This is a genomic window from Aneurinibacillus sp. REN35 (genome assembly GCF_041379945.2).
In the GTDB taxonomy this organism is placed as follows: domain Bacteria; phylum Bacillota; class Bacilli; order Aneurinibacillales; family Aneurinibacillaceae; genus Aneurinibacillus.
The window spans coordinates 1-23,751 of the sequence record NZ_JBFTXJ020000013.1; the positions used below are offsets into that span (position 1 = coordinate 1).

Sequence of the window (23,751 nt, forward strand, 5' to 3'; positions counted from 1 at the left end):
CAGATATATTTACTCGCACACATCGAGTGTCACTGTTCAGTTTTCAAGGAACTTAATAAGCTTGTCTCTATTTTTAAGATGAGACTTTTTACATTCTATCAAACCACTAAAACTTTTGCAATGTTTTTTTTAGAAAAAATTGCAGTTATTTGACTCCGTTTTTTCGCGGCGACAAGAAATAATTTATCACAAAAGAAATAAATTAGTCAACAACTTTTTCAAAAAAAGAAAAAGGGCGGATAACCCACCCTTACTTCCCTACTTGATTAAACATTGATTTTGCTACTTTCACCATTTCTTCTAAAGGCATTTCGCCCGATGAAACCATGTACTCTATCCCGTCGTAATCCCAACGCAGCGTTTTCTTCGCATCTCCTACTACCACACCGACCGTGTACTCCAAATCTACAGGCTCACCTGTGATCAAACTGACTGTAGAAGCCCGCGATTTATTTTCTGTAATAACGAAGGGCTGACTTCCTTTATACGTTAAAACAATCTGTGCTCCTTCTTCAGTATTTACCTTCTCAATACCTTTTAATGCTACACCTTTAGGAAGGTACGTAGGCTCAATCACACCAAAGCTTCCCTCCTGCTTTTTGACAGAAGAATCAGCCATGGCCGGAATCGAATCCAAAATCGCTGCTTGCATATTGCGTTCCTTATCAAAAGCATCTCCATCAAATTTCGGATCCACAGTAAAAGAACTATACTGTACAGTGACCATAGGATTCATATTCGTATCCATAACATCTACACGTGTTGGCTCCAAAGATTTGTTCAGTGTAATCTTCTGTGTAGTCAATGAACGATTTTGATAATCAGCCTTTACTTCGAATGAATATTGTTCGCCTTCTCCTTGGTATTTCCGTGCGGCATCGTTAGCAATGCTTTTAGCAAGGGATTCATATAAATATACTTGCCCGTGCTTCTCCGGCCACTCGCTTTGAAAACGAAAGCTCTTATTTAAATGCGGAGTCAGTACAAAAACTCCTTCATTATTTCGCAAAATAATCTGAGTAATATTTCTTTGCTTAGACGTCAGAGCAATTCGATAAAAATTCGGCTTTTTATGCCACACTTCCACTTCATATTCCTGCGGTGTTTTTCCGGACTGCACTACCAAGGACGCTTTAGACTTATAGCCCGACATCTTCTCCACTTTCTTCGCTAAATCTTCAGCAACATCTCCAGATGATTTCGGCGCACACCCTGCTGCCAGCAGTGAAAATAGCAGCAGAATACTAAAGACTGCCATGCTTTGAGTGAAGAATCGCTTCATTCCGTTTCCAACTCCTTCGCCTATTTTCGACAAAGAAGGGTTCCCATGTCAATTTCCTGGGAAATCTGTAACGTGTGCGTCATCCGCAAATGACAAGCTTTTTATCGCTGCTCCAATTTTGTCGATAACATCGCTTGCCAAAGTAGCATGCATTGACATTTCACCGCAAATTCTGCCGGCTACCCCATGAAGATATACCGCCAGTTGGATTCCCGCTTCGATCTCCTGACGCTGTGCCGCTTTTTGTGCGACCATGCCTGCCAGCATTCCAGTCAGTACATCCCCGCTTCCGCCTTTTGCAAGCGCAGCGGTTCCCGTTGTATTGATAAAAACTTTTCCATCCGGTGTGGCAATAAGCGTATAGGTTCCTTTGAGAACGACATAGACAGCATGTTCCACCGCAAAGTAGCGCGCATATCCTACACGATCCTTCTCGATCTCAGCTGTTGAACAACCGCACAACCTACCCATCTCACCTGGATGGGGGGTAAGGATGATAGGGCCTTTCTTTTCTTTGAGGATTGCCGTATTCTCCGCCAGCATATTTAAGGCATCAGCATCTACAATCAGCGGCACCTCGACCTGTCTGATCAATTCCTTCAGCCACATGTTACCGCCTAACCACGTGCCAAGCCCCGGCCCAATCGCTACTGTATCAAACGATGCTAAACGCTGCTTCAAATCGACGTGACTGTCTTGTGCAAAATGCCCTTCCTCTGCAGGCCATTCCCAGAATACAGGTTCGTTGAGCTTGCTTGCGACAACCGATAAAATCGGCTCAGGAACAGCGAGCGTCAGCAAACCACAGCCTGATCGCAAACCCGCCATGGCAGAAAGCGCTGGAGCGCCTGTCATTTCCTTTGATCCAGCAAGCACAAGGGTATGCCCATATGTCCCTTTATGAGAAAACGAGTGTCTTTGAGGCAGCTTGGTCTGTAATTCTTTTGCTGTTAACACAGCATCACACAATGAAAACTTATCAGCTACATATGGCGGAATTGAGATATCAGCCACAACCATCTCACCAACACAATCCGCTCCTGGATAAAGAAAATGTCCCCATTTTGGATAGGCAAAGGTTACTGTCATATCCGCTTTGACGACTCGCTGTGCCGCTTCGCCCGTATCACTATTTACTCCAGTCGGAATATCAACAGCAACCACAGCTCCCCTGCAGTGCTGAAGTCTCTCTACAACAAGTGAATAGGGAGGACGCAGTTCTCCTTTGGTTCCTGTTCCTAACAAAGCATCAATAATCACTGTCGCCTGTCCGATATCCGCCTGAAGCATATGCGCACATTCCTCTTTCCAGAACTGTACATCATAGCCGACATTTTGCATGATTTCTAGCTGCTGTCTGCATTCAGGACTGCGTTTTGCCTCATCACCGAATAGCCATACGGTTACCTCACGTCCTTCATTGAGCAGATGACGCGCAATAACAAGTCCGTCTCCTCCGTTGTTTCCCGCGCCCGCCAGTACCAATACCGGACCCTTAGGCCAGCGCCTTCTTACCTCCTGAACAACTGCCACACCAGCGTTCTCCATCAATACAAGGCTTGGGATTCCTATTTGCTCTATGGTGAACCGGTCAATGTCACGCATTTGCTGCGCGCTCACCACGTACATACTACTCCCTCCTAACCCGCGTTATATATGTATGTCCGATTTATTCATGATATGCAGACAAGTCTTCTCGTCTCTCAAGAATAACCTGCGCTATCGCATACTGTTCGCTATGCGAAATGGATACATGCAGCATACACCCGCGCCACCCTGTCATTTTCTCCAACAGTGAAGCATCCATGTTAATAACCGGCTTTCCACTCTCTTCAGCCAGAATTTCCGCGTCCTGAAAGGAGAAGTGTCTGCCTATCCCTGTCCCTACTGCCTTCGAAAGCGCTTCTTTAGCAGCGTATCTTCCAGCTACAAATTCAACACGACGCGCCATCGTCTTCGGCACACGCACCCTCTCCTGTTCCGTAAAAATCCGGGCTAAGAAGGTTTCCTCCTGTCGTTCCAAAATTTTTTGAATGCGTTTAAGTTCAACAATGTCAATTCCAGTTCCAATGATCATTGCATTGCCCTTCCTTTATTTTTCCCTCATTATACGCGATTAGAAAACAGAACTGGAATGAAAACTGCGTTTCACAAAAAAATAGAAAGGGTACTGCAACAATGGATGTTACTTTACTATTATTCATAAATAACGGGAGGGAAAAGCCATGGCTAAGAAAATTGCTGTACTACTTGGAGATTTATTCAATGAAGATGAATACATGAAACCCAAAGAAGCGTTCGAAAAAGAAGGACATGAGCTTCATATTATCGGATCAAAAGCCGGGCAAGAACTAAAAGGAGAAAACGGTAAAGGAACAGAGAAAACGTACCACGCAATAACCGATGTATCTGCTGGCGACTTCGACGCCCTCTTCATTCCTGGCGGCGTGTCCCCGGATAAGCTGCGAGCTGACGATAATGTCGTAGCATTCACAAAGGAATTCATTACAAACAATAAACCTGTAATGGCCATCTGTCATGGGCCACAACTGCTTATTACAGCAGAAGGGGTAAAAGGGAGAACCATGACTTCATGGAAGACTGTGCAGGTGGACTTAAAAAATGCCGGAGCCAATGTTCAGGACCAAGAAGTTGTTGTTGACGGAAACTATGTAACCAGCCGCATGCCTGACGACATTCCGGCATTTATCGACAAATCCCTTGCATTGCTGAAATAAAGCATATTGTAGCCGAAACCTTGATAAAGAGAAAACCCAAGAATGCTGTTACATCAACATTCTTGGGTTTTTGTTTTGTGTGCATTTTACTTTATAAAGGGACTTCTTAGACAGCCCCTCTTCTTTTAATTTTTTGCTACATATTCTTTAATGCCTTCATATACAGCATCAGCAACCCGCTGCTGAAATGCTTCTTTGGCCATTTCTTTTGCTTCAGTCGGATTGCTGATAAATCCGATCTCAATTAAAACCGCAGGCATACGGGTATTCCTAGTGACATATAGATTTCTAGCCTTAGCTCCTCGATCTGTAAATCCGGTCGCTTGTACCAACTTTTTATGAATCACCGACGCATAAGACTGGCTTTTCGAGCTATAGTAGAATGTCTCTGTCCCTTTAGCAGAGGCTGTGGCAGAATTGATATGAACTGAAAGGAAAAGATCAGCATTACTGTCATTAGCGATTTTTACTTTCTCTGCCAACTCTTGCTTTACTCCCTGCTGCATCAATCGCTGCTCTACATCACTATCGCGTGTCACTACCACTTCAAACTTTTCATCCGATCTAAGATTATCCGCAATTCGTTGAGCCATTGCAAGGGTTAAGTTTTTCTCGCTTAATCCATTTCCAGAAGCGCCAAAATCCTTACCGCCATGACCGGCATCTATTACAACCTTTACCTTCGGCTTAGATGATAACGGAACTGCTGGCGGTACCGGATTCGGAATTTCAGGTGTCGTATCCCCAGGAGTAACAACAGGCGGCGGAATTTCCACGGGATCTGTTACAGGAGGAGTCGAAGGTACAGAAGGCAGCGGGATTTGAACATCTGTAAGCTTTACTCCGACACTGGATGAGCTTCGTATCAGATCATACTTTGCCGAACCTGACAGCTCTATTACTACTCGGACTACATCCTGGCTGAATTGGCTATAACGGATATTCTTTATGGCCGCATGCTCCTGCAATCCCTTTGTAGGTATGGAAGCTCCGGCAAGCTTCGCATTCGATACATCTACTACAATCCGATCGGGGTTGCTCATCACAAAATCTTTGGCCTGTACTTTTCCACTTGTCTGCACAGTAATGATTCCATCTACCTGTTGGATTTCCCTCACCTTGCCCACCGCAGGCGCTTCGGGCTTCGGTGGAGGTGTAGTTAACCTGCTTACTGTGTATGTAGTGTTGTTCGCATTCCATTTTCCTTCTCCCCCCGCTAGATCCTCAAGGAAGGAGAGAGGGACTACGATGTCATCATCGATCTTTTTGTAAGCGGCAGCCGACAGTTCCTTAGATTCGCCCCCTTTAGAAAAGACGGCTTTTCCATTCTTTACACTGAATGTGTATCCGGTTGCAGAAGCAATCTGCTTTGCCGCCACAAAGTATGCATTGTTTTGCTGAAATGTTTTTGCGGCTACAGCTTGTCCATTTACTTGAAACCGAACCGGATCATTAAGAATAACGCTTTTTGTCTTATCTTCCCAGCCCACTTCCGCTCCAAGCAACTCACCTACTGCGCGAAAGGGAAGAAATGTACGGTCCTTTATGATGACAGGTGCGGTATCAAGTTTTTTTACTGTACCATTTACACGTGCCGTCTTTGAGCCGATCGTCAGTTCTATTTTTTTACTGCCCTCCGCAATGACTACTTGACGAGTTTTTCCATTCCACTGCACTTTCATGCCCATACCTTCTTCAAAGGTATATACTGGGATTAATGTCCGGCCATTTACCAGCTGCAGCGGCACCTTCGGCTCAATATTGTTCCCATTAATCCACAGTTGAATCGACGGGGCAGCCGCTGCCTGTACTGCCGTAGACCATATCCCCAGGAAGAGAAGAAGAAGTATTCCCACCCCATATAGTGTCTTTCTCATTCTGTACCCTCTCTCTTTCTCTTAATTTAACGCAAAAAGACCACTTCACCTACATTTCGACAAAGAATCCTAGCATTATATGCTGTTCTGGGAAATATTTTCTTTTATTGTACAACTTTCGCCATAAAGAATGAACATTTTTTACCTATGAAAAAAGCCTCATCTTAATAAGATGAGGCGTTATCGTTCTGGAACTTAGGCTGAAGATATTCAAAAATATGACAATATATTACTTTTACTACCGCATAGACCGGCACGGCAAGAATGACACCAGGAATTCCCGCCAAACTTCCCGCAAATAATAGAAGCACAATAATCGTAAGCGGATGAATCTCAAGATTGCGGCCCATGATATGCGGTGTAATAATGTTACCTTCAATCATCTGGACGATTAATGAAACGATAACTACTTTTGCGATCATACCCGGAGACATTGTGAGCGCTACGACAATCGCGGGCATCGCTGCGATAAACGGTCCAAGATAGGGGATAAAATTAGTTAGCATCGCTACAATTGCTAATATGGCCGCATATTCAAGTCCAATCATGTAATAACCGATAAAAAGTAAAATTCCAACGATCAGACTTACCGTAATCTGTCCGCGAACATATTCTCCTATCGTCTCATCAATTTCAGATAATACACCATCAATTTGTTCACGCTTGTTCTGCGGAATCAAATACTTAATGAACCTCCAAAAATTCTTCTCGTCCCTCAGCATATAAAACAGGATGAACGGAACGGTAACAAGCGAAAACAACGTGCTAAAAAACCATGGAACAAGTACACCTATTCGTTGTTTCATCTTTTCAATACTTGCATTCGCTACGGAAAACGCTTCGTTAATTGTATCCTGAAGGAACGGCGACATGCTCATTTTCATCTGTTCCCATTCTTCAAGCTGCTTCGGCGCTTGCTCAATCATTTCAGATACCTGTTTAAACAAATACGGACGGATAAAGAAAAATCCGGCGACAAGCAGGCCAATAATACATACGTACATAAAAAGAATGGAGTAGATTCGCTTAATCCCTTTGCGTTCGGCCCACCGAACGACCGGCCGCATAAGATAGAAGCCAACACCTGCTACAATGAAGGGAAGAGCAATGGCTCGAATGATAATAATAATGGGATGAAAAATAAAGCTTGTCTGGTACAGCATCCAAATAATTGTAAGAATAAGGAGCAGCACCACTCCTCTTACTATCCACTTGTTCTGATTTACCATATCTGTCCTCTCCTACTGCGGCATAAAATACGTGCATATATAGATTTACACATCGACCCCTCTCTTCAAACCAAAACAGCGAGAACTCTATCATACTGTTCTCGCTGTCATTCTATATTTATTTATCATTGTCAAAATAAGACACTTTTAGTTTCGCTAAATCGTTACCTGCATCCACATATCTCATGGCCTGCGTAATAATATGCGAGACCAACTCATGCGCTTCCATGAGCGTATTTTGCGTAATATCAAAATCCGAATGAAGAAGGCTCGGGTCGTTTGGTGAGTGGGCGATGTCGGACGCATTGCGCAAATTAAGGATGATGCGCTGCACATCATCTTTTGTTGCATCGATATTTAATTCATTAAGCACATAAGGCAATTGTTTACGCGCATGACCGATAATGGCTTCTAATGCTTTGGTAAACATGAGCATACGTAATTTTGGGTCGCGCTGCAACTCTTCTGCAATGCGCATGTAATGAAGGGCATTGCGAATCTGGGGCGAGCTCATCGCACTTTGAAGACTATTGATGGTATCGCCTAGTACCTTCCGTGCATAATCCGGATTATAGCAGATAATCTCTTGATCAAGATGATGCTTCACCTGCTTCTCTCCGTTGGCTTCACATGCGTATACAACGGTATCTAGCGCCATTGTGAATCCTGCGGTAAAGCTAACATAGTCAAGCAGTAATTCGGCGATATGCTCCCATGACTCGACAGCCTCCTCCATGTTTTCAGCATCAATGCGTGTAGAAAAAAGCACCGTTTTTCCCTTTGTATCTGTACACCGTCCCTGGCATATTATCTTATGTTCACCAAGGCGGAGCGTCACAGAGCTATTTTCATACGACGCATCTTTTCCCCGTATCGCATCAAACCAAAGAAACGCGGAAGTACTCTCCGCATCAATACAATACTCAGGCATATGGTTTCCCCCTCAACTTTTGTCTCTCTCTCTATACCCAAGATTGCTTCTGGTCTATCAAATAAAAAAAACAGACATCCAATAAAGAAATGTCTGCTTCTAGCTTAGTGCTTGCTCTGCGGTTTTTGCGCATCTGCTTGCGCTGCTTTCGAACTTAAAATCATAATCTCGACCCGACGATTTTGCGCCCGGCTATCCGGCGTATTGTTCGGAGCCACCGGACGATATTCTCCATAGCCCGCACCGGAGAGACGCTCCGGCTTGATCTTATATTCATCTGCTAGATAGCGCACCAAATTCATAGAACGGGCAGCAGATAACTCCCAGTTAGATGGATACTGCGCCGTACGGATCGGTACATTGTCGGTATGTCCTTCAATCCGTAATGGATTGTCAATTGAGTTAATGAATTGGAACATATCTTTAACAATCATCTTGGCCTGCGGCTGCAGTGTTGCATCACCATTAGCAAACAAAACCGTACCTGTAATGGTTACATTAATCCCATTCTGGTCAATGTTCACTTTCACATTCTGGTCAAGACCCTTCGCTTTCGTATACTGCTCCATCTTTTCTTTGATTTCTTCAAACTTCTCCTGCTCAGCCGCCACTTGATTCTTTTTGTTTGTCTTGCCTGTATTGCGATCTGTTGTCGGCGTGCTCGTCGAACCAGGAGCAGGCATAACAAGCGAAGCGCCTGATCCGGTTACTTCACTGAATGATTCCTTCAACGCCTGAAATTTCTGGGCATCCACGGCACTCATAGAGAACAAAATCAAGAAAACGATGAACAATAACGTAACAAAGTCCGCATAAGAGACCAACCAACGTTCTAAATTAACGTGCTCCTCATGCCTCTGCTTCCTTTTGGACATAAGCCTCTTCACCGCCTGTCTCAGTATTGCGCTCCGATTCGGAAAGGAAGACAAGCAGCTTTTCGCGCAGCGCAACCGGGTTCATCCCCTGTTGAACGCCGATAATTCCTTCTAATGCAATCGTCAAGTACAATGCTTCGCCTCTTGATTTCGCCTTCAGCTTCTCAGCAAACGGGAAGAAAAACAGATTGGCAAACGCAACCCCGTACAGCGTAGCAAGGAACGCTGCACTAATCGAAGGACCGAGCGATTCAGGCTCATTTAAGTGTGTCATAATAACTACCATGTGCATAACCGTACCCATGATCCCGATGGTCGGACAATATCCGCCTGCATTCTCAAACATTTTGGCTCCACGCTGATGACGAGCTTCCATAGCGGAGATATCGTATTCGAGCATCTCACCGATCACCGATTGGTCCACCCCATCAATAGCACTGCGCAGTCCGCGGGAGATAAACTTATTATCAATCTGTTCAATTTCCTGTTCAAGCGAGAGCAAGCCTTCACGGCGAGCTTTGCCTGCGAGTTGCTCCATCTGGTTTACCAAACCGATATAGTCCATCTTTTGTTCGGTAAACAACTTTTTGAACAATTTTGGTATATTTTTCACATCTTTCATCGGCATTGAAAGGATGACCGCACCGGTCGTACCGCCTAACACCAATACGAAAGAAGCTGCACTCCATAACAGCCCAATATTTCCACCGTCATAGAAAAAACCAAACGCCGCAGCCGCTAAAGCTACCACAATCCCTATAATTGAGGCTAAATCCATGTGACATCACCCTTATTTCTTTACTATGGTAATTTCTATCTTTTTCGTTCTCATTACTATATATCGGCATAACTGAGTCAAAATCAAGCAGATTTTTAACGAAATTAAGACCCTTCTTTTACACAAATAAAAAAAGCGCCCAAACGGCGCCTTTCTCTCTCTCTATTAATAGTCATTCTCAAATTCTTCTACAGATTCCTCTTTTGCTTTGGCAATGAACGGGAGGGCCAGAATCACAGCACACATAGCTGATGTAAACACCATCTCAGCAATCACAATTGCATTCCACATACTGTAACCGCTCCTTTTTTACATAAAGATTTTTACTATTGCTACCATCATTTTACTCTAAACTTCACAAAAACGTCAATATTTTTGTAACTTTTTTGTCAAATTTAAAGTAAATATCGTATTGAAAAAACCAGCGCTTTATGCGCTGGTTGCTTTTATCTACTTGTATTGTACCTCATTTACTTTCCAACTTCCTTCTTCTTGGATCAGTACAACTGTTTCGGTATGAGCTGGAGTCTCCCATGGTCCTTCTTCAGCCGGAAAATACTGTGATATATGAGCAACACCATTCTGTATTTTCACATCCGTATGTGTATCCCAAGAGAACGATGGCATAAATAAATACATATCATCCGAGCCTGGAATCGACCACAGTCCTTGCTTGTGGCCTATCGTCTCCGGCATGAGGCGTTCACCTAAAAATGTACGGGAGAATTCATCTGTCATATATGGACGAACCTTCTCTAACGCTTCAAGCCGTGTCATCGGTTCATTCAATGCGAACTGCGCTTCAGCCGCTTGCTGAATTACAGTGCGTGCAGCTTCCCTATCCAGTTCAGTACTCTGTGCCGCCAAAGCCTCTGTCCCGACCCCTGCTGCCATTTCTTTTATCTGCATTGTACTCGTTGGGGCAAAGAATACAGCGAAGACCACCATACACATAGCAGCGCTTTTCCATATGTTTCGCATTCGTCAAAACCCCTTCCCATTTATTGCACAAGACTGCGAACGTCTCTCCTCTGCACCAAACCTTACATTATAATTATTCCGGAATTATTGCTCTTTACCACTAAATACTTTCTTTGAAAGCCGCATGCACAAAAAAGGGACTCCTGGTACGAACCAGGAGTCCTTGTCAAACAAATCGACTTCTTCTTTTTCTTTTCCATATATAATACACAAGCAATGCTGCACCACCGAACACAACCAACGCATCCCCATAATGCAAATACGTCTTAATTGCTGTCCAATTCGCACCAAGTATCCAGCCGACATAAGCAAGCGCCGTACACCAAATTGTCGTACCGACAAAACTGTATACAATAAAGCGAAGAAAAGGAGCTCGTGCCATCCCCATCGGCAGTGAAATAAATGTGCGTATCGCTGGCAGAAGGCGGGTAAAAAAACCCACGCTGTCCCCATGCCGTGAAAGCCAGCGCTGCGCACGTCTAACTTCATGCAGCGGCACAACAAAACGGAGCGGTCCTTCTAGCAGATGCCCATACTTATACCCAATGATATAAGCAACAATACAGCCAAATGTTCCTCCTATGCTTCCTGCTGCAATAGCTGCAAGCAAGTTCATCTTCCCCTGCGAAGCTAAAAAACCGGCAAAAGGCATAATCAATTCGCTTGGGATTGGAATGCAGGCACTTTCAAGAAACATCCCCCAAAAGACGCCCATGTATCCAAGATAGTCGATAAAAGCGGTAATCCAAGAACCGATGGCTTCGATAATCTCACCCATATGTTCGTCCCCCTTTACCAACTATCCTATACACGGAATCAGTTTGTAGAACTTTTTACCGTATCATTTATACCCGTTTGATCCGGCTCACTTCCAAGCGGGTTCTCTAACAATTCTTTAATATATTCCTGTGTTTCTTCTTTGCGCGGATCAATTACTTTGGCTCCGTTCACCGTCTTCTCACGCAAAATATTGGCCGGAGGAATCTGTTCTGTCTGCAAATGCTCTACATCAAGCTTGTATGCAAGATTAGCCAAACGCAGCATATCCGTTGAACTCATGTTAGTCGTAACATATGGCGATACAGCCTCTAGCACACGAGGGACTTTCCAGATGCTTGTCGCGCTCATGCCCTGCTGAGCAAGTGCCTTAAGCAGCTTACGCTGACGTTCTGTCCGACTGAAATCTCCCATCTTATCATGACGGAAGCGGGCGTATTGAAGAGCCTTTCGCCCATCTAAATGCTGCTGTCCTTTTTTCAGAATGATATCATAATAGCCATTTTCCTCGTACAAGTAATATTCCATGTCTTTTTCTACATACAGATCCACACCGCCTAGCGCATCCACAACTTTTTCGAATCCTTTAAAGTCAGTCGTTACATAATACTGAATCGGTAACCCCGTCAGGTTCTCGACCGTCTGCGCCATCAGCTCCGGTCCGCCGACTTCGTATGCCGTATTAATCCGGCTTTTGCGATATCCCGGAATTTCTACCCAAGAGTCACGCAAAATAGAGAAAAGCTGTGCTTTCTTCGTCTCCGGGTCAATACTGGCTACAAGAATAGAATCAGAACGTGTTGATTCCTCATCCGGCCGCTTGTCAACGCCCATAAGGAGAATATTCACCCGTTCTTTACCTGTCCATTCCGGCATGGATGTGGCAGTCTCCGGCTTTTGAATCTTTGATGTGAATGAGTAGAAGGAATAAGCATAATAGCCGCCAATTCCAATTGCACCTAATAGAAGCACAATAAAACTTATTCGCAATATGCTTCGTAATACTCTCATCGAATGACAAAACATCCTTTCTTTACAGTGAGCAAAACACCATTCCTATTATATCGCACCGGAATGCTCCATCACTATCTTTATTTTGTTCCATTTACTTTATCCATATTTATACTTTCGGAGTTAAAACGCGTATGATCAAGACGCAGCAGCTCGTACGTCTCACCCCGGTTTACCAGCCGCAGCGGCACAACACGCATATCCGGCTCTAGGCCAAGCAGAATACCATGCTTCATTTCTTCATTTATCACAATTTTTTCATTTTGTAGAATGGGACGCACCGTCGGAAAGTAACGGTTATTGGCAAGCGCTCGAACGTTCCCGGTTAGAGCCCAATCACTGCTGGCGGTACTGCGAACATGGTTTAAAAACGGCACACCAACTTCTACCAGTTCCTTATCTGCTCCAAACAAATAGATAGCATGATTCCCATCCAGCTTCCCACTCTGATGTCCTTGTGCAATAATCTGCTCCGCAACATAACGATCGGTCTGGCTCACTCGCTTATAATCTACAATGTCTGCTACATTAACAACAATAAATATACATGTCAAACAGCCGAGAATGGCGCTGTATAGGAGTTTTCCTTTTTCCTTCTTTATAAGAAAAAGAAGCAAGCCATCAATGAAAAGCGCAAACCCTAATAGCGGAGGAAGAACATTGCGCAGGGCAAGACCGCTCTTATCGAGAATAAAAAACGGAGAAAGCGGAAGAACTATCAGCAGCACTCCAGCCAGAAGTTGTACCTTCGGATGATATGGCTGCTGTCTGGCATGGAGAAAACGAAACACCGTCCATCCGATAGCTAGCGAAAGAATACTTATGGCAATCATATACATGTACGATTGATTCTCCACCAACAGCCGAAGACCACGTCCAAAACCGATGCTGTAAAACTTAGCATGCAGCAGCACGACGATATCGTAAAATTCATGGAAAACGCCTCCCGTATGAACGAGAAGCCGCTCTAGCGGGACGATCTGACCTCTAGTTGCTGCATTTCCTCCTTCTTTGAATACCACGTAATATAGCCCAATGATCACAACATTTAGAATAGGAAGCCATACAAGCCGCTGCCTTCCCTTCCAAAGCAGGATAGCAATAGCACTGCCCGCCCCCATCGCTATGATCTGCTCATACATACCGAAGGAAAGAAGCTGAAATATAAAAAATCCGATCAAGCTGCCAACTTTTCTCGGTCCCTTAAGAGCTTGCACCAGAAAAAAAAGGGAGATGAGCATAAGAAATACGCCAACAAGCACGCGTGACGAGGCCGAAATCCAGTATACACCCTCACTCGCTAACGGAATCAAGCCGAAAATAATGGCAGTCCCTGCACCTAGAGCAATTCCCAATTGGCGAAAAATCCGATACAACAGATAACAACTCGCAAAGTGAAGGATGGTAAGCAGAATAAATGCCCAACTTAGATCAGGCCAGAATTTCCCCCATATGTACAAGTCAAATAGTGAGGCAAGCGGACGTGTATGATACGTATAGCTTAAGAATACCTCTTGAAATGGATGTGCATACTGCTGGAAAACGCCATATTGAATCCAATCATCTAATATTGGATAATAGCGAAATGCTTCATAACCGAATTTTAGCCCAAAAGCGATACCAAGCAATCCCCAAAACCACCATCCATTTTTTCTTATGTGATTTTCATTCATTTCGCTTCTCCTTTCTTTATACTTTTGCAGAAAAAAAGACAGGACTTCACCTGTCTTCCTCATCCTTTCCTACTCTGAAAACCGCTGCCGTCCTGTAGCGCTGCGATAAACGTCCCGTAGTGTACACTCTCCTCGCACAAAGTAATACAGTGTAAGCGGAAGCAGTGCGACATATTGGATCAAATGCAGCAATACCGATAGAAGCGCTTTTTGAAACAACTGCACATCAAACAAAGAAAGCGAATAAATACATGCATATTGGAACACGCCTATTCCGCCTGGAGCAGATGGAATCAGCATAATCAAATTCGTCATCACGACCACAACTAAGCTTGCTATCCAGGCCGTATGATCATAGATTCCTACCGCCATCAACCCGAATACAGTCGATATGTAGACACATGCCCACGAACATCCTATATAAAATAGCACACGTACTCCTACCCAAGGAGATTGCAATAGCGGACACTGTACGACAAGGCCGATCGCTCTTCGCATGAATGACGGTATATGTACAGAAGCAAGAATACGAGCACGGAATCTAAATACAAGCATAAGGGCTACGCCGCCCCCTGCTATCGCTGCCAGCAACGCCTTGCGAAGGAACGCAAGTTTCGCTTCTACCACAGATTCAAACGGAACGAAAAAAGCTGCACTCACAGCTAGCAGAGCAAGAATTAAAACATCAACCATACGCTCCACTACCAAATTCATGCTGACGACCCCATACTCCTGTCTCACCCGCCCTGCAGTAATCACGCGAACCGCCTCACCCATCCGAAATGGCAGCAGCATATTCGCACCGTTTCCCATGCAGACAGATGCAAACATTGCGCGAAGAGGGATATCAGGTGCAAGCCCTCTTGTCCAGGATAACGCGCGGAACCACTGACTTGCCGCATAAGCTGAGATGGCAAGTATTACATACAGATAATGAATCGGATACTGCAGAAGATGCACAGGATTCAACGTATCTAAACTGCGATAGGCTAGAAAGAGAAACAAACACGTAATCAACAGGCTTCCTGCAAGCTGCAACCACTTACCCTTCATGCCGCATTTCCTTTAGCTTATTATATACACCATTCCAATCGTTCATCCGAACCCGAAGAGCATCCCGGAACATCACCCAGGAATCTCTCATCATATGTACCTTTGAATCAGCGGAATGCCTAAGATTAACCGGGATTCTTTCAATATCATACGCATATTTGCGCCCCAAAAATAGCATTTCAAAGTCAAATCCAAAGCCTTGAATCGTCAACTGCGGAAAAATTGTCCGCGCCGCCGCACGGGTAAACCCCTTGAAACCGCATTGTGTATCAGGAATACCTAGGCCGAGCACCGCATTAATAAATCGCGAGAACATAGCCGATGCAACTTTACGAGAGAGGGGATAAGGTATATCCGACTTTCCCTCATATAAATCACGCGCTCCTAGCACAATATCCGCTTTTCTGGTATAAAAAACAGCCAACGCTTCATGAATGCTCGTAAGCGGATACGGCAGGTCGGCATCCATAAAAAAGATATACTTCCCCTTAGCCAAAAGCATTCCATGCTTTAATGCCATTCCCTTGCCCATATTTTGCTTAAGCGACACTACATGCAGTTGGGGATGCATAAAGCTTTCAACAATAGAAACTGTACGATCTGTACTTCCATCATCTATGACAAGCACCTCGAAATCGGAAAAATGATGGTCCATAAATGGCATGATTGTCTCTAGGGTATATATGATACGTTTTTCTTCGTTGTATGCAGGGATGACAACCGATAACTCCACTTCGAACACGTCCCTTATTCCATGGTTTCTTACATAGATAACAATTATATAGTAAACATAAAAGCGATGTATATGGTGCGAATTTACACTTTCCTGCTCTGTCCCGATATACGCCTGTTATCCTATAAAAAAGAAAGAGGGAAAAGGACAAGCCCATTCCCTCTTGTATTACTGTATAATCCGCACCGGGGTCTGATCCTTTAGCTGAGTCTGCCCTTTCACTACCACCTTATCCCCGGCTTTCAAACCGCTGACTACAAGAACATGCGTAGAATTACCTTCCGCCGTCACGATGGAACGTTTGATTGCTCTTGTTCCTTCTATAATATAGACGCTCTTCTTCCCATCCTTCTCTATGATCGCATCAGTAGGAACAAGAAGCCCTTTCTGGCTGTCCATTTGTGCGCCGACTACATTTACCTTCATACCGGGCAGGATGGTGCCAGATGCATTAGACAACTCAATCTCTATCGGGAACATCCTCGACTGATGATCGGCTTCTATGCCTTTGTACGTGACTTTCCCTATAACGGTCTTCTCTAATGCTGGAATCTGCACATCCACTTCGCTTCCTTTTGTGAACTTAGCAATCATCGACTCGGATACGTTAAGCTTGACGAGAACCGAATTCATATTAATAATGGTGGCAACTGGCACTTGCGGACTTACAAGCTCTCCTTGTTCATATCCTAATGAGCTAATGGTGCCTGTAACAGGCGACTTGATAACCGTATCATGTAGAGCATGACGTGCTTTTTCTACACCGACCTGCGCCTGCTGCACCCCGGCACGGGCAGCCCGTTCTCCGCCTATGGCTTGTTGAACAGCGGCAGCAGCGGTTTTATTCGCACCGACTTGTGCCTGCTTTACATTCGACTGTGCCGCATTAATGGCACCCTGCCCCTGCGCATCTGCCTGCGCCGACTGATTCAGTACATTTTTCGCCTGAAGCAGAGCTTCCTCCGCTTGATCCAGCTGCGCCTTAGAGATAGCCCCTGCATCCACCAAGCTTTTTACACGATCATAATTAGCCTGGGCAATCATCACGCCCTGCTTGGCAATCTCATACGAAGTATTTCCTGAGGCTTTTACACCGTATGTATTCTTCGCTTGAGTAAGGGAGGCGGCAGCGGTTTCTACCGACGCCTGTGCCTGTGCCTGCGAAGCCCTGGCCGCACTTATACCTGCCTGTGCTTGAGCTAGGGACGCATTGGCGGTGTTAAGAGCAGCCTCTGCTTGTTTTACTCCCATTACATAATCCGTTGCATCCAGACGTCCAATCACTTGCCCCGCTTTTACTGCATCCCCTTTTTGCACGGATAATGAAGCTAACGTGCCTGATTGTTTAGCAATAACAGTCACGCTGACCTTCGGCCATACTTCTCCTAATAGTTGGCTTCCGCCTGTCAGCACGCCCTCCTTCACCTGGGCTACACTAACCGCAACCGGCTTTACTTCTGCCGCACTTCCCGCACTCATCGTACCCGTCTCCTGCGCCGCTCCACAGCCGCTAAGCAACGAAGCCGATAGGAGACACGCCGTCCCAATCTGCATCCATTTTCGTTTCATAAACACACGTCCCCTCCTTTACGCGGGCTTTTGTTCTTCTTCGGTCGATTCCGCCGCCGGAAGCATACCGCGCTTTCGTAATGTGTAATTGCGTATTTTATCCAGAACCTCATAGCCAACCGGAACAATAACGAGCGTAAGCAGTGTCGAGGTAGTCAAGCCACCGATCACTACAATCGCAAGCCCAGGTGACATAAGAGATCCCTTTACTTCTCCCAATCCAAGCGGTAGGAGAGCGACAATCGTCGCTACGGCTGTCATAATAATCGGCCGCAGACGCGTAATCCCAGCTTCAAGCAACGCCTCCCGTGTCGATAGTCCCTTCTCCTTCTGCTGTTGCACACGGTCTACATACACAATCGCATTCGTAACTACGACTCCAATCAGCATCAGAAAACCAATTAATGCTGTTAAATCAAGCGACGAACCCGTAACGAACAGGCCCACAATGCCTCCAATGGCTGCAAGAGGCAGAGAGAGAAGGATCGAGAGTGGTGCCATAGCATTCCCAAATGCAATGACCATTACGATATATACCATGACAACGGCTGCCCCTAATGCGTAAAACATCTCCTGAAAGCTCTTCTGCATGTCTTCACTGATGCCCCCGCTTGCAACCGTTACACCATCCGGCAACTTCATTTTCTTTACTGCCTCATTCTGTGCTGTGCTGATTCCCTCTTTATCGTTACTGGTAATATCAGCTGTGATAGAGACGAATTCCTTTTCATTGCGGCGCATAATCTGAGAGGGCGCCTCTTCTTTTATTACCTCTGCCACATCCTCAAGACGAATCTGTTGTCCTGTCGGTGTATTCAATAGAATTCCTTTAATCTTCTCTAACGAATTGCTATCAGCTTCTCTTAGTCCGAGAATGAAATCGTATTCTTCGCTATCAATCTTAATCTTACCGATTTTAAGACGACCTGTCAGACTGCTTACATCACCGGCAACTTGAGCTGGTGACAATCCCCTTTCTGCGGCCTTATCACGGTCTACCCGTACAATCACTTCTGACTTTTTGTCTGATAGATTATCTTTTACGTTGACGAGAAGCGGGTTCTTTTCTACTTCTGATCTAACCATCTCCGCCGCCTGAATGAGCGCTTCCTTATTCGGTCCATTCAGCACAACTTCATAACCTTCATTTGCTCCGCTGCTAATTTTGTCTATTGTCAATTTAGAATCGGCAGGAACAATCGGTTCGGTCTGTTCACGAAATTTACTCAGAATAGCTCCTACATCAGCACCGTCTTTTAGCATAATAAACATGGAAGAACGGTTGGGCGCATCATTCTCCCCTATATTCGTCTCAATATAATCAACGCCTGGCTCCTTCTGAAAAACATCCTGGATTCGCTGCGTTGCTTCTGCCGTCGCCTCAAGCGTCGTACCTTTGGGCATTTTTAGCGCAGTCTGAATAATACCCAGATTGGAATCACCGAACATACTCACATTCAAGAAGCCTACCAGACTTACACTTCCAAGCAGCAAACCAAAAGAAAGAACTACGGTTATGATTTTATGGCGCAATGACCAGTTCAACAGGCGCTGGTATGCAAATGAAGCTTTACCCGGCTTATGTTCCTTTACTTTTGTGGAGTGAAGCAGCAAAAGCTTGGTCATCAGCGGAACTACCGTAACCGCTACCAAGAGCGAAGCAAGCAGCGAACATACGACCGTAATCGCAAACGGCCGGAATACTTCACCTACAATACCGCTCACAAAGGCAATCGGTACAAATACAGCGACAGTTGTAATGGTAGAGGATGTAATGGCGCTCGTTACTTCCTTGGCAGCAAATCGAATTAAATTCGGTGTACGCTCACGACTAAGCTGCAGGTGACGGAAGATATTCTCAATTACAACAATACTATCGTCTACAACCCGCCCCACCGCAATTGCCATACCAAACAGCGTCATCATATTCAGTGTTAGTCCAAGCCAACCCATAAAAATCAAACTAACTAAAATCGAAAGCGGAATGGATACCAGAACGATCAGTGTGGATTTCATGTTGCGAAGGAATAGAAGGATCATGAGGGAAGCCATAACCGCACCCATCATTCCTTCATTCATCATACTCTTGATGGAGTTCTTGATGTCTACCGAGGTGTCATATACCGTTTTGAAGTCAATATCCGGATAACGCTTTTGCAGTTCTGTAAGCTTTGCATTAATCATGGTTCCGGTTTCTACCGCATTGCCTTCTCTTGATTTGTAGAGGCGAATGCTGATACCGGGCTTGCCATTGAGACGGCTAATCTGGTCAATGTCTGTTTCGAAGGCAACGCTTGCTACGTCACCGATCTTTACATACGATAGTCCTCCGTTCATCCCGGAGGGTAAAAATAGCTTGGTATTTTTAATTTGTTCAATATTAGTGAATTCAGTAAGTATGCGGACCGCCTGATCTTCTCCCTGGATTTTTACATTTCCGGCGGGGATGCCGACATGATTGGCCTGAATAAGCTGCTTAAACTGCGAGGCAGAAAATCCATAGCTGCTTAATGCGGACAGGTTGGGATAGATGTGGACCTTATTCAGACGTTCACCAATGGTCGAGACTTTTTCTACCCCACCAATGTCCTCTAGTTCCGGTACGATCGTATCCTTCACCAACAAATTTAGCGAGTCATCGGATACACCGTTATTTTTCGTGCTTATAGCCAGATAATAAATCGGCTCCGTACCGAATCCTTCCGTGCTTACCTGCGGACGCTCCGCATCTTGAGGCAATTTGACCCCTGAGATCTTCTTCTCAACCTCGTCTCTTGCCTCCTCTGCATCCGTACCTGCGTTCAGCATGAGGACAAGCGTTGAATGATTATCAACAGAATGTGATTCGAGGTATTTCGTTCCTTCGACAGAACTGACCGCTTTCTCCAGCGGTTTTGTCACATCGTCAAGCACGTCTTCCGGTGCTGCATTCGGGTAATCCGTCTGAATGATAACGACGGGGAATGAAATATCCGGCATGCTCTCAATTTTTAGAGAGGTTGCCGCTACGATGCCGCCCATTGTAATCAATAGAACAATAATGATAATGGCAGCCGAATTTCGCAATGAAAAGCGAGTTAAAAACTCCACGCCTCCTCCTCCTTTCTCTTTTCCACTATGAAATACCATGAAATGAATTCGTTTCTATGTTAGCGCATCGGTCTTTTATAGCGGAACGGCCTAAGAATGATTCTTCATCAGCCTTAGGACGGAGGGATTATGACATAAAAAGGGAGAAGGTCTTTCAACCTTCTCCCATCTAATTCCTATTCTTTTACTTCTCAGTAGAACCGGACCAATCCAGCATGCCGCCCACCATGTTTTTGACGCGGTAGCCGCGCTCTGCCAGCCATTCGGAAGCCATACCGCTTCGATTTCCACTGCGGCATACCATTATATATTCCTTGTCTTTATCCAATTCATGCAAGCGAGCCGGAATTTGACCTAGAGGAATATGCTTGGCACCCGGAATACGGCCGGATGCATACTCATCGTCCTCTCGAACATCGATGAGATTGAGTGTTTTGCCCTGCTTGACCTGCTCGTCTACTTCACGCGTTGAGATCTCACCATGTGCGCTCATTACATCGCCTCCTCTTATCTGTGCGTAACGCTCTCATTCTTATTATACCCTTATATGCCCGTAAAAATAGTAAAGGAAGACAGCCAAGCGCTCAAGCGCTGCATCTCTCCAGTATAGATCAGCACACCCATGCCGATCAGAAGCCACCCACTTACGTTTTTGATTACAGGCATCCAACGATTCAAACTGCGAATCGCCTTAACGGAATAAAGCATAATGAAAGAAATGACAAAGAACGGAACCGCAAGGCCAAGAGAATAGACACCCAGAAGAAACATCCCTGTATTCACAGTGTCAGCATTGCCGGCCAAAAGCAGAATCGAAGACAGCGCAAGCCCTACACAAGGTGTCCATCCAGCCGCAAAAGCCATGCCGAGCAGAAGGGAAGAGAACCACTTGCCTGCCTGAATACGCGACATATCGAATCGCTTCTCACGCATTAAAAATCCAAGCTTTAACCACCCGATCGTTTGAAACCCAAATATAACGATTAAAATTCCACTCAACTGTTCAAACACTTCACGGTTTGAACGTAGGAACTGGCCAAAATAGCTCGCTGTCGCTCCGAAAAGCACAAAAATAATGGAAAATCCGATAATGAATGCCAGCGAACGAATAAACAATGTACTGCGCCGGATCGTCAGCCGGTCATCCTGCACCATCCCTCCCGTCAGATGGGTCACATATGCCGGGATTAACGGAAAAACACACGGTGAAAAGAAAGAAATCAAACCGGCAAACCAAGCAAACGATATTGATATGGATTGCTGCATCGTACCTACCACCTCATTAAGCATTTTCGCATATTCCTTTCAGTCAGTGCAATAAGAGCAGGCTGTTTTCCACCGTTGCCGTTCTCGGGTGTCACCTTCCCGCCACAATTCAACCTCATATACATAGTATATGAGGTTGAATAAAGAAAAAACGGCTGCATCTCCGAATCTGTCATCGGAGGCACAGCCATTTTATTATAAAATAATCACTTTCCCATCTTTGTTTACAAACTCAATGCCCTCCTGCAAACGCGTATCCACATCCAGAACCGTCTTCATAATTTTAATGGCATTTTCGTTATCTTCTTTATGATTCGAGGCGATACAATCGGAAGGAATGTACAAGTGAAAATCCCGCATATAAGCATCATTTGCTGTAAACAAAATACAGCTATTACCTGCTACTCCTGCTATAATCAGCGTTTCTACTTTGAGGTATGCAAGCAGCGTATCGAGTACTGTAGAATAAAAACCCGAATGCTTAGGTTTTAAGACAAAGTAATCGTCTTCATCCGGGAGCAACTTATCTACAAACGGCTTCCCGCGTACATTATCGCTTGTAGCATGGGCCACCAGCTTAAGAAAATCAGATTGCCATTTTCCATAATTATCATTTACATAAATGACAGGAATATCCGCTTCTTTCGCACGTTTTTTCAACGCAACAATATTGTCTACAATCTTCATGGAATTGGCAAATAATAAATCACCTTCCGGATATTCAAAATCATTAACAACGTCAATTAATAAGAGCGCCACGTTAGAAATATCCGGCACATTCCCATGAAGATCAATATTTTTAGATGGCACACTTCCACCCCTATTCTGCTATCTCTTCCTATACTCTCTACCTCTTTCCCTATTCTCACAAACACTATGCATGCGCCCCATCTGCTTCATGAACGTAAAAACAGGGAAGAAATAAATAATGCGCAATGGCTTGTTTGGCGTACTGGGTAGAATGTATCATGACACATACATAACCGACCGTTGATTCAACTTAGACGTACTATACGACTTGTCTGGTAAGGGGGTAAATCGTTTGAATTCAATTCAGCAATTCGCTTCACATCTAATAGAAGAACATGCAGCAATCGGGGAACTTATCACAGAGGCTATCCTCTCGCAAACAAAGGAATCGGCACGCCCCGATGAACGAGAACATGGACAAGCAATCCTCTCCAAAATCGTAGAGGTTGCAGGAAAATCCTTACTCCTACCTTTAGAAGATCTTGAGAGGGAACTGGTTCTCTGGAGTCGAACCATCGGCGAGCAAAGGGTTCACCAAGGGCAAAGACTCGGTAAAGTCCTTGCATCTGTACCTATTGTTCGTTCTGCATTCATTGGCTATATGGGTCAATTATGTATAGAACAGCAAATAATAACGAAAGACATCCTCTACATCATGGAGAAGATCAACTATACGCTTGATATTGCAGTCAATGAAATGATCAGAGCGTTCGATCAATTCAAAGACAAGATCATTAGTGCAGCTTATGAAGAAGTAAGCGAACTCTCCGCACCGATTGTGCCTATACTAAAAGGAACGGCTGTTCTTCCACTCATCGGTTCTATTGATTCGCATAAGGCCAACCATATTTTGCACAATGTTATTCCTAAGGTTGCAGAATTAAAACTCCACTGTCTTATTATTGATTTCTCGGGAATTCATGTGATTGATACGATGGTTACTGATCATATTTTCAAAATCCACCGCATTCTTCGCCTGCTCGGCATTCATGCTGTATTGACAGGGATTCGGCCAAGCCTGGCGCAAACCGCCATCGGCATCGGCATTGATTTCTCTACAATTAAAACATATGCTACCGTACAGCAGGCGCTTGAAGCCATACAAAAAGAATAGCACACCCATTCGCAGGTGTGCTTT

22 protein-coding genes are annotated in these 23,751 nt (G+C 44.8%); 2 read left to right on the forward strand and 20 right to left on the reverse strand.

What is annotated here, in order from left to right:
• Positions 1 to 250: 250 nt before the first annotated feature.
• Genes AB3351_RS18865 through acpS form a run of 3 tightly spaced genes read right to left on the reverse strand, consistent with a single transcriptional unit; the run spans position 251 to position 3,359 of the window.
• Positions 251 to 1,282 (reverse strand): DUF4367 domain-containing protein, encoded by a 1,032-nt coding sequence (locus AB3351_RS18865; RefSeq protein ID WP_371148709.1) that lies wholly within the window; start codon positions 1,280 to 1,282, stop codon positions 251 to 253.
• Positions 1,283 to 1,330: 48 nt separating this feature from the next.
• Positions 1,331 to 2,911 (reverse strand): NAD(P)H-hydrate dehydratase, encoded by a 1,581-nt coding sequence (locus AB3351_RS18870; RefSeq protein WP_371148710.1) that lies wholly within the window; start codon positions 2,909 to 2,911, stop codon positions 1,331 to 1,333.
• A gap of 40 nt (positions 2,912 to 2,951) precedes the next feature.
• Positions 2,952 to 3,359, reverse strand: coding sequence for a holo-ACP synthase (acpS, locus tag AB3351_RS18875; RefSeq protein ID WP_371148711.1), 408 nt, complete (start codon positions 3,357 to 3,359; stop codon positions 2,952 to 2,954).
• 148 nt (positions 3,360 to 3,507) lie between these two features.
• On the opposite strand from acpS, the gene AB3351_RS18880 reads away from it, so the two are divergent.
• A complete protein-coding gene (locus tag AB3351_RS18880; protein WP_371148712.1) occupies positions 3,508 to 4,020 on the forward strand; it encodes a type 1 glutamine amidotransferase domain-containing protein in 513 nt (170 codons plus the stop codon).
• 125 nt (positions 4,021 to 4,145) lie between these two features.
• On the opposite strand, the gene AB3351_RS18885 is transcribed toward AB3351_RS18880, so the two are convergent.
• From AB3351_RS18885 to AB3351_RS18965, 17 genes are all read right to left on the reverse strand, one after another.
• Complete coding sequence (locus AB3351_RS18885) at positions 4,146 to 5,897, reverse strand: N-acetylmuramoyl-L-alanine amidase (protein ID WP_371148713.1); 1,752 nt, start codon at positions 5,895 to 5,897, stop codon at positions 4,146 to 4,148.
• A 164-nt stretch (positions 5,898 to 6,061) separates the two neighbouring features.
• Positions 6,062 to 7,126, reverse strand: a complete 1,065-nt coding sequence (locus AB3351_RS18890) for an AI-2E family transporter (RefSeq protein ID WP_371148714.1) — start codon at positions 7,124 to 7,126, stop codon at positions 6,062 to 6,064.
• A gap of 118 nt (positions 7,127 to 7,244) precedes the next feature.
• Positions 7,245 to 8,057 (reverse strand): hypothetical protein, encoded by an 813-nt coding sequence (locus AB3351_RS18895; RefSeq protein WP_371148715.1) that lies wholly within the window; start codon positions 8,055 to 8,057, stop codon positions 7,245 to 7,247.
• Positions 8,058 to 8,161: 104 nt separating this feature from the next.
• Complete coding sequence (locus AB3351_RS18900) at positions 8,162 to 8,932, reverse strand: flagellar motor protein MotB (RefSeq protein ID WP_371148716.1); 771 nt, start codon at positions 8,930 to 8,932, stop codon at positions 8,162 to 8,164.
• Positions 8,907 to 9,710, reverse strand: a complete 804-nt coding sequence (locus tag AB3351_RS18905) for a motility protein A (RefSeq protein ID WP_371148717.1) — start codon at positions 9,708 to 9,710, stop codon at positions 8,907 to 8,909. The genes AB3351_RS18900 and AB3351_RS18905 overlap by 26 nt, the downstream gene beginning before the upstream one ends.
• A gap of 165 nt (positions 9,711 to 9,875) precedes the next feature.
• Complete coding sequence (locus AB3351_RS18910) at positions 9,876 to 10,001, reverse strand: hypothetical protein (protein ID WP_371148718.1); 126 nt, start codon at positions 9,999 to 10,001, stop codon at positions 9,876 to 9,878.
• Between the two features lie 159 nt (positions 10,002 to 10,160).
• Positions 10,161 to 10,691 carry a DUF3993 domain-containing protein gene (locus tag AB3351_RS18915; protein ID WP_371148719.1) on the reverse strand — a complete coding sequence of 177 codons (531 nt, stop codon included), beginning with the start codon at positions 10,689 to 10,691 and terminating at the stop codon, positions 10,161 to 10,163.
• A gap of 166 nt (positions 10,692 to 10,857) precedes the next feature.
• A complete protein-coding gene (locus AB3351_RS18920) occupies positions 10,858 to 11,469 on the reverse strand; it encodes a DedA family protein (RefSeq protein ID WP_371148720.1) in 612 nt (203 codons plus the stop codon).
• Between the two features lie 38 nt (positions 11,470 to 11,507).
• Entirely contained in the window at positions 11,508 to 12,479 is a 972-nt protein-coding gene (locus tag AB3351_RS18925) for an LCP family protein (protein WP_371148721.1), read from the reverse strand.
• Positions 12,480 to 12,559: 80 nt separating this feature from the next.
• Positions 12,560 to 14,152: a hypothetical protein gene (locus tag AB3351_RS18930; RefSeq protein WP_371148722.1), complete on the reverse strand. Its 1,593-nt coding sequence runs from the start codon at positions 14,150 to 14,152 to the stop codon at positions 12,560 to 12,562.
• 69 nt (positions 14,153 to 14,221) lie between these two features.
• Positions 14,222 to 15,205, reverse strand: a complete 984-nt coding sequence (locus tag AB3351_RS18935; protein ID WP_371148723.1) for a lysylphosphatidylglycerol synthase transmembrane domain-containing protein — start codon at positions 15,203 to 15,205, stop codon at positions 14,222 to 14,224.
• Positions 15,195 to 15,938, reverse strand: coding sequence for a dolichyl-phosphate beta-glucosyltransferase (locus AB3351_RS18940; RefSeq protein WP_373270239.1), 744 nt, complete (start codon positions 15,936 to 15,938; stop codon positions 15,195 to 15,197). The genes AB3351_RS18935 and AB3351_RS18940 overlap by 11 nt, the downstream gene beginning before the upstream one ends.
• Before the next feature lie 168 nt (positions 15,939 to 16,106).
• The gene (locus AB3351_RS18945; protein ID WP_371148725.1) at positions 16,107 to 17,507 is read right to left on the reverse strand and encodes an efflux RND transporter periplasmic adaptor subunit; all 1,401 of its coding nucleotides are present in this window, start codon (positions 17,505 to 17,507) and stop codon (positions 16,107 to 16,109) included.
• Between the two features lie 18 nt (positions 17,508 to 17,525).
• On the reverse strand, positions 17,526 to 20,597 hold the full coding sequence (locus AB3351_RS18950; protein ID WP_371148726.1) for an efflux RND transporter permease subunit: 3,072 nt from the start codon (positions 20,595 to 20,597) through the stop codon (positions 17,526 to 17,528).
• A gap of 184 nt (positions 20,598 to 20,781) precedes the next feature.
• Positions 20,782 to 21,090 carry a rhodanese-like domain-containing protein gene (locus AB3351_RS18955; RefSeq protein ID WP_371148727.1) on the reverse strand — a complete coding sequence of 103 codons (309 nt, stop codon included), beginning with the start codon at positions 21,088 to 21,090 and terminating at the stop codon, positions 20,782 to 20,784.
• A gap of 50 nt (positions 21,091 to 21,140) precedes the next feature.
• Positions 21,141 to 21,863: a cytochrome c biogenesis CcdA family protein gene (locus AB3351_RS18960; RefSeq protein ID WP_371148728.1), complete on the reverse strand. Its 723-nt coding sequence runs from the start codon at positions 21,861 to 21,863 to the stop codon at positions 21,141 to 21,143.
• A 195-nt stretch (positions 21,864 to 22,058) separates the two neighbouring features.
• Positions 22,059 to 22,673 (reverse strand): cysteine hydrolase family protein, encoded by a 615-nt coding sequence (locus AB3351_RS18965; RefSeq protein WP_371148729.1) that lies wholly within the window; start codon positions 22,671 to 22,673, stop codon positions 22,059 to 22,061.
• A gap of 232 nt (positions 22,674 to 22,905) precedes the next feature.
• Between AB3351_RS18965 and AB3351_RS18970 the strand changes: the two genes are divergently transcribed.
• Positions 22,906 to 23,727, forward strand: a complete 822-nt coding sequence (locus AB3351_RS18970) for an STAS domain-containing protein (protein ID WP_371148730.1) — start codon at positions 22,906 to 22,908, stop codon at positions 23,725 to 23,727.
• Positions 23,728 to 23,751: the final 24 nt, after the last annotated feature.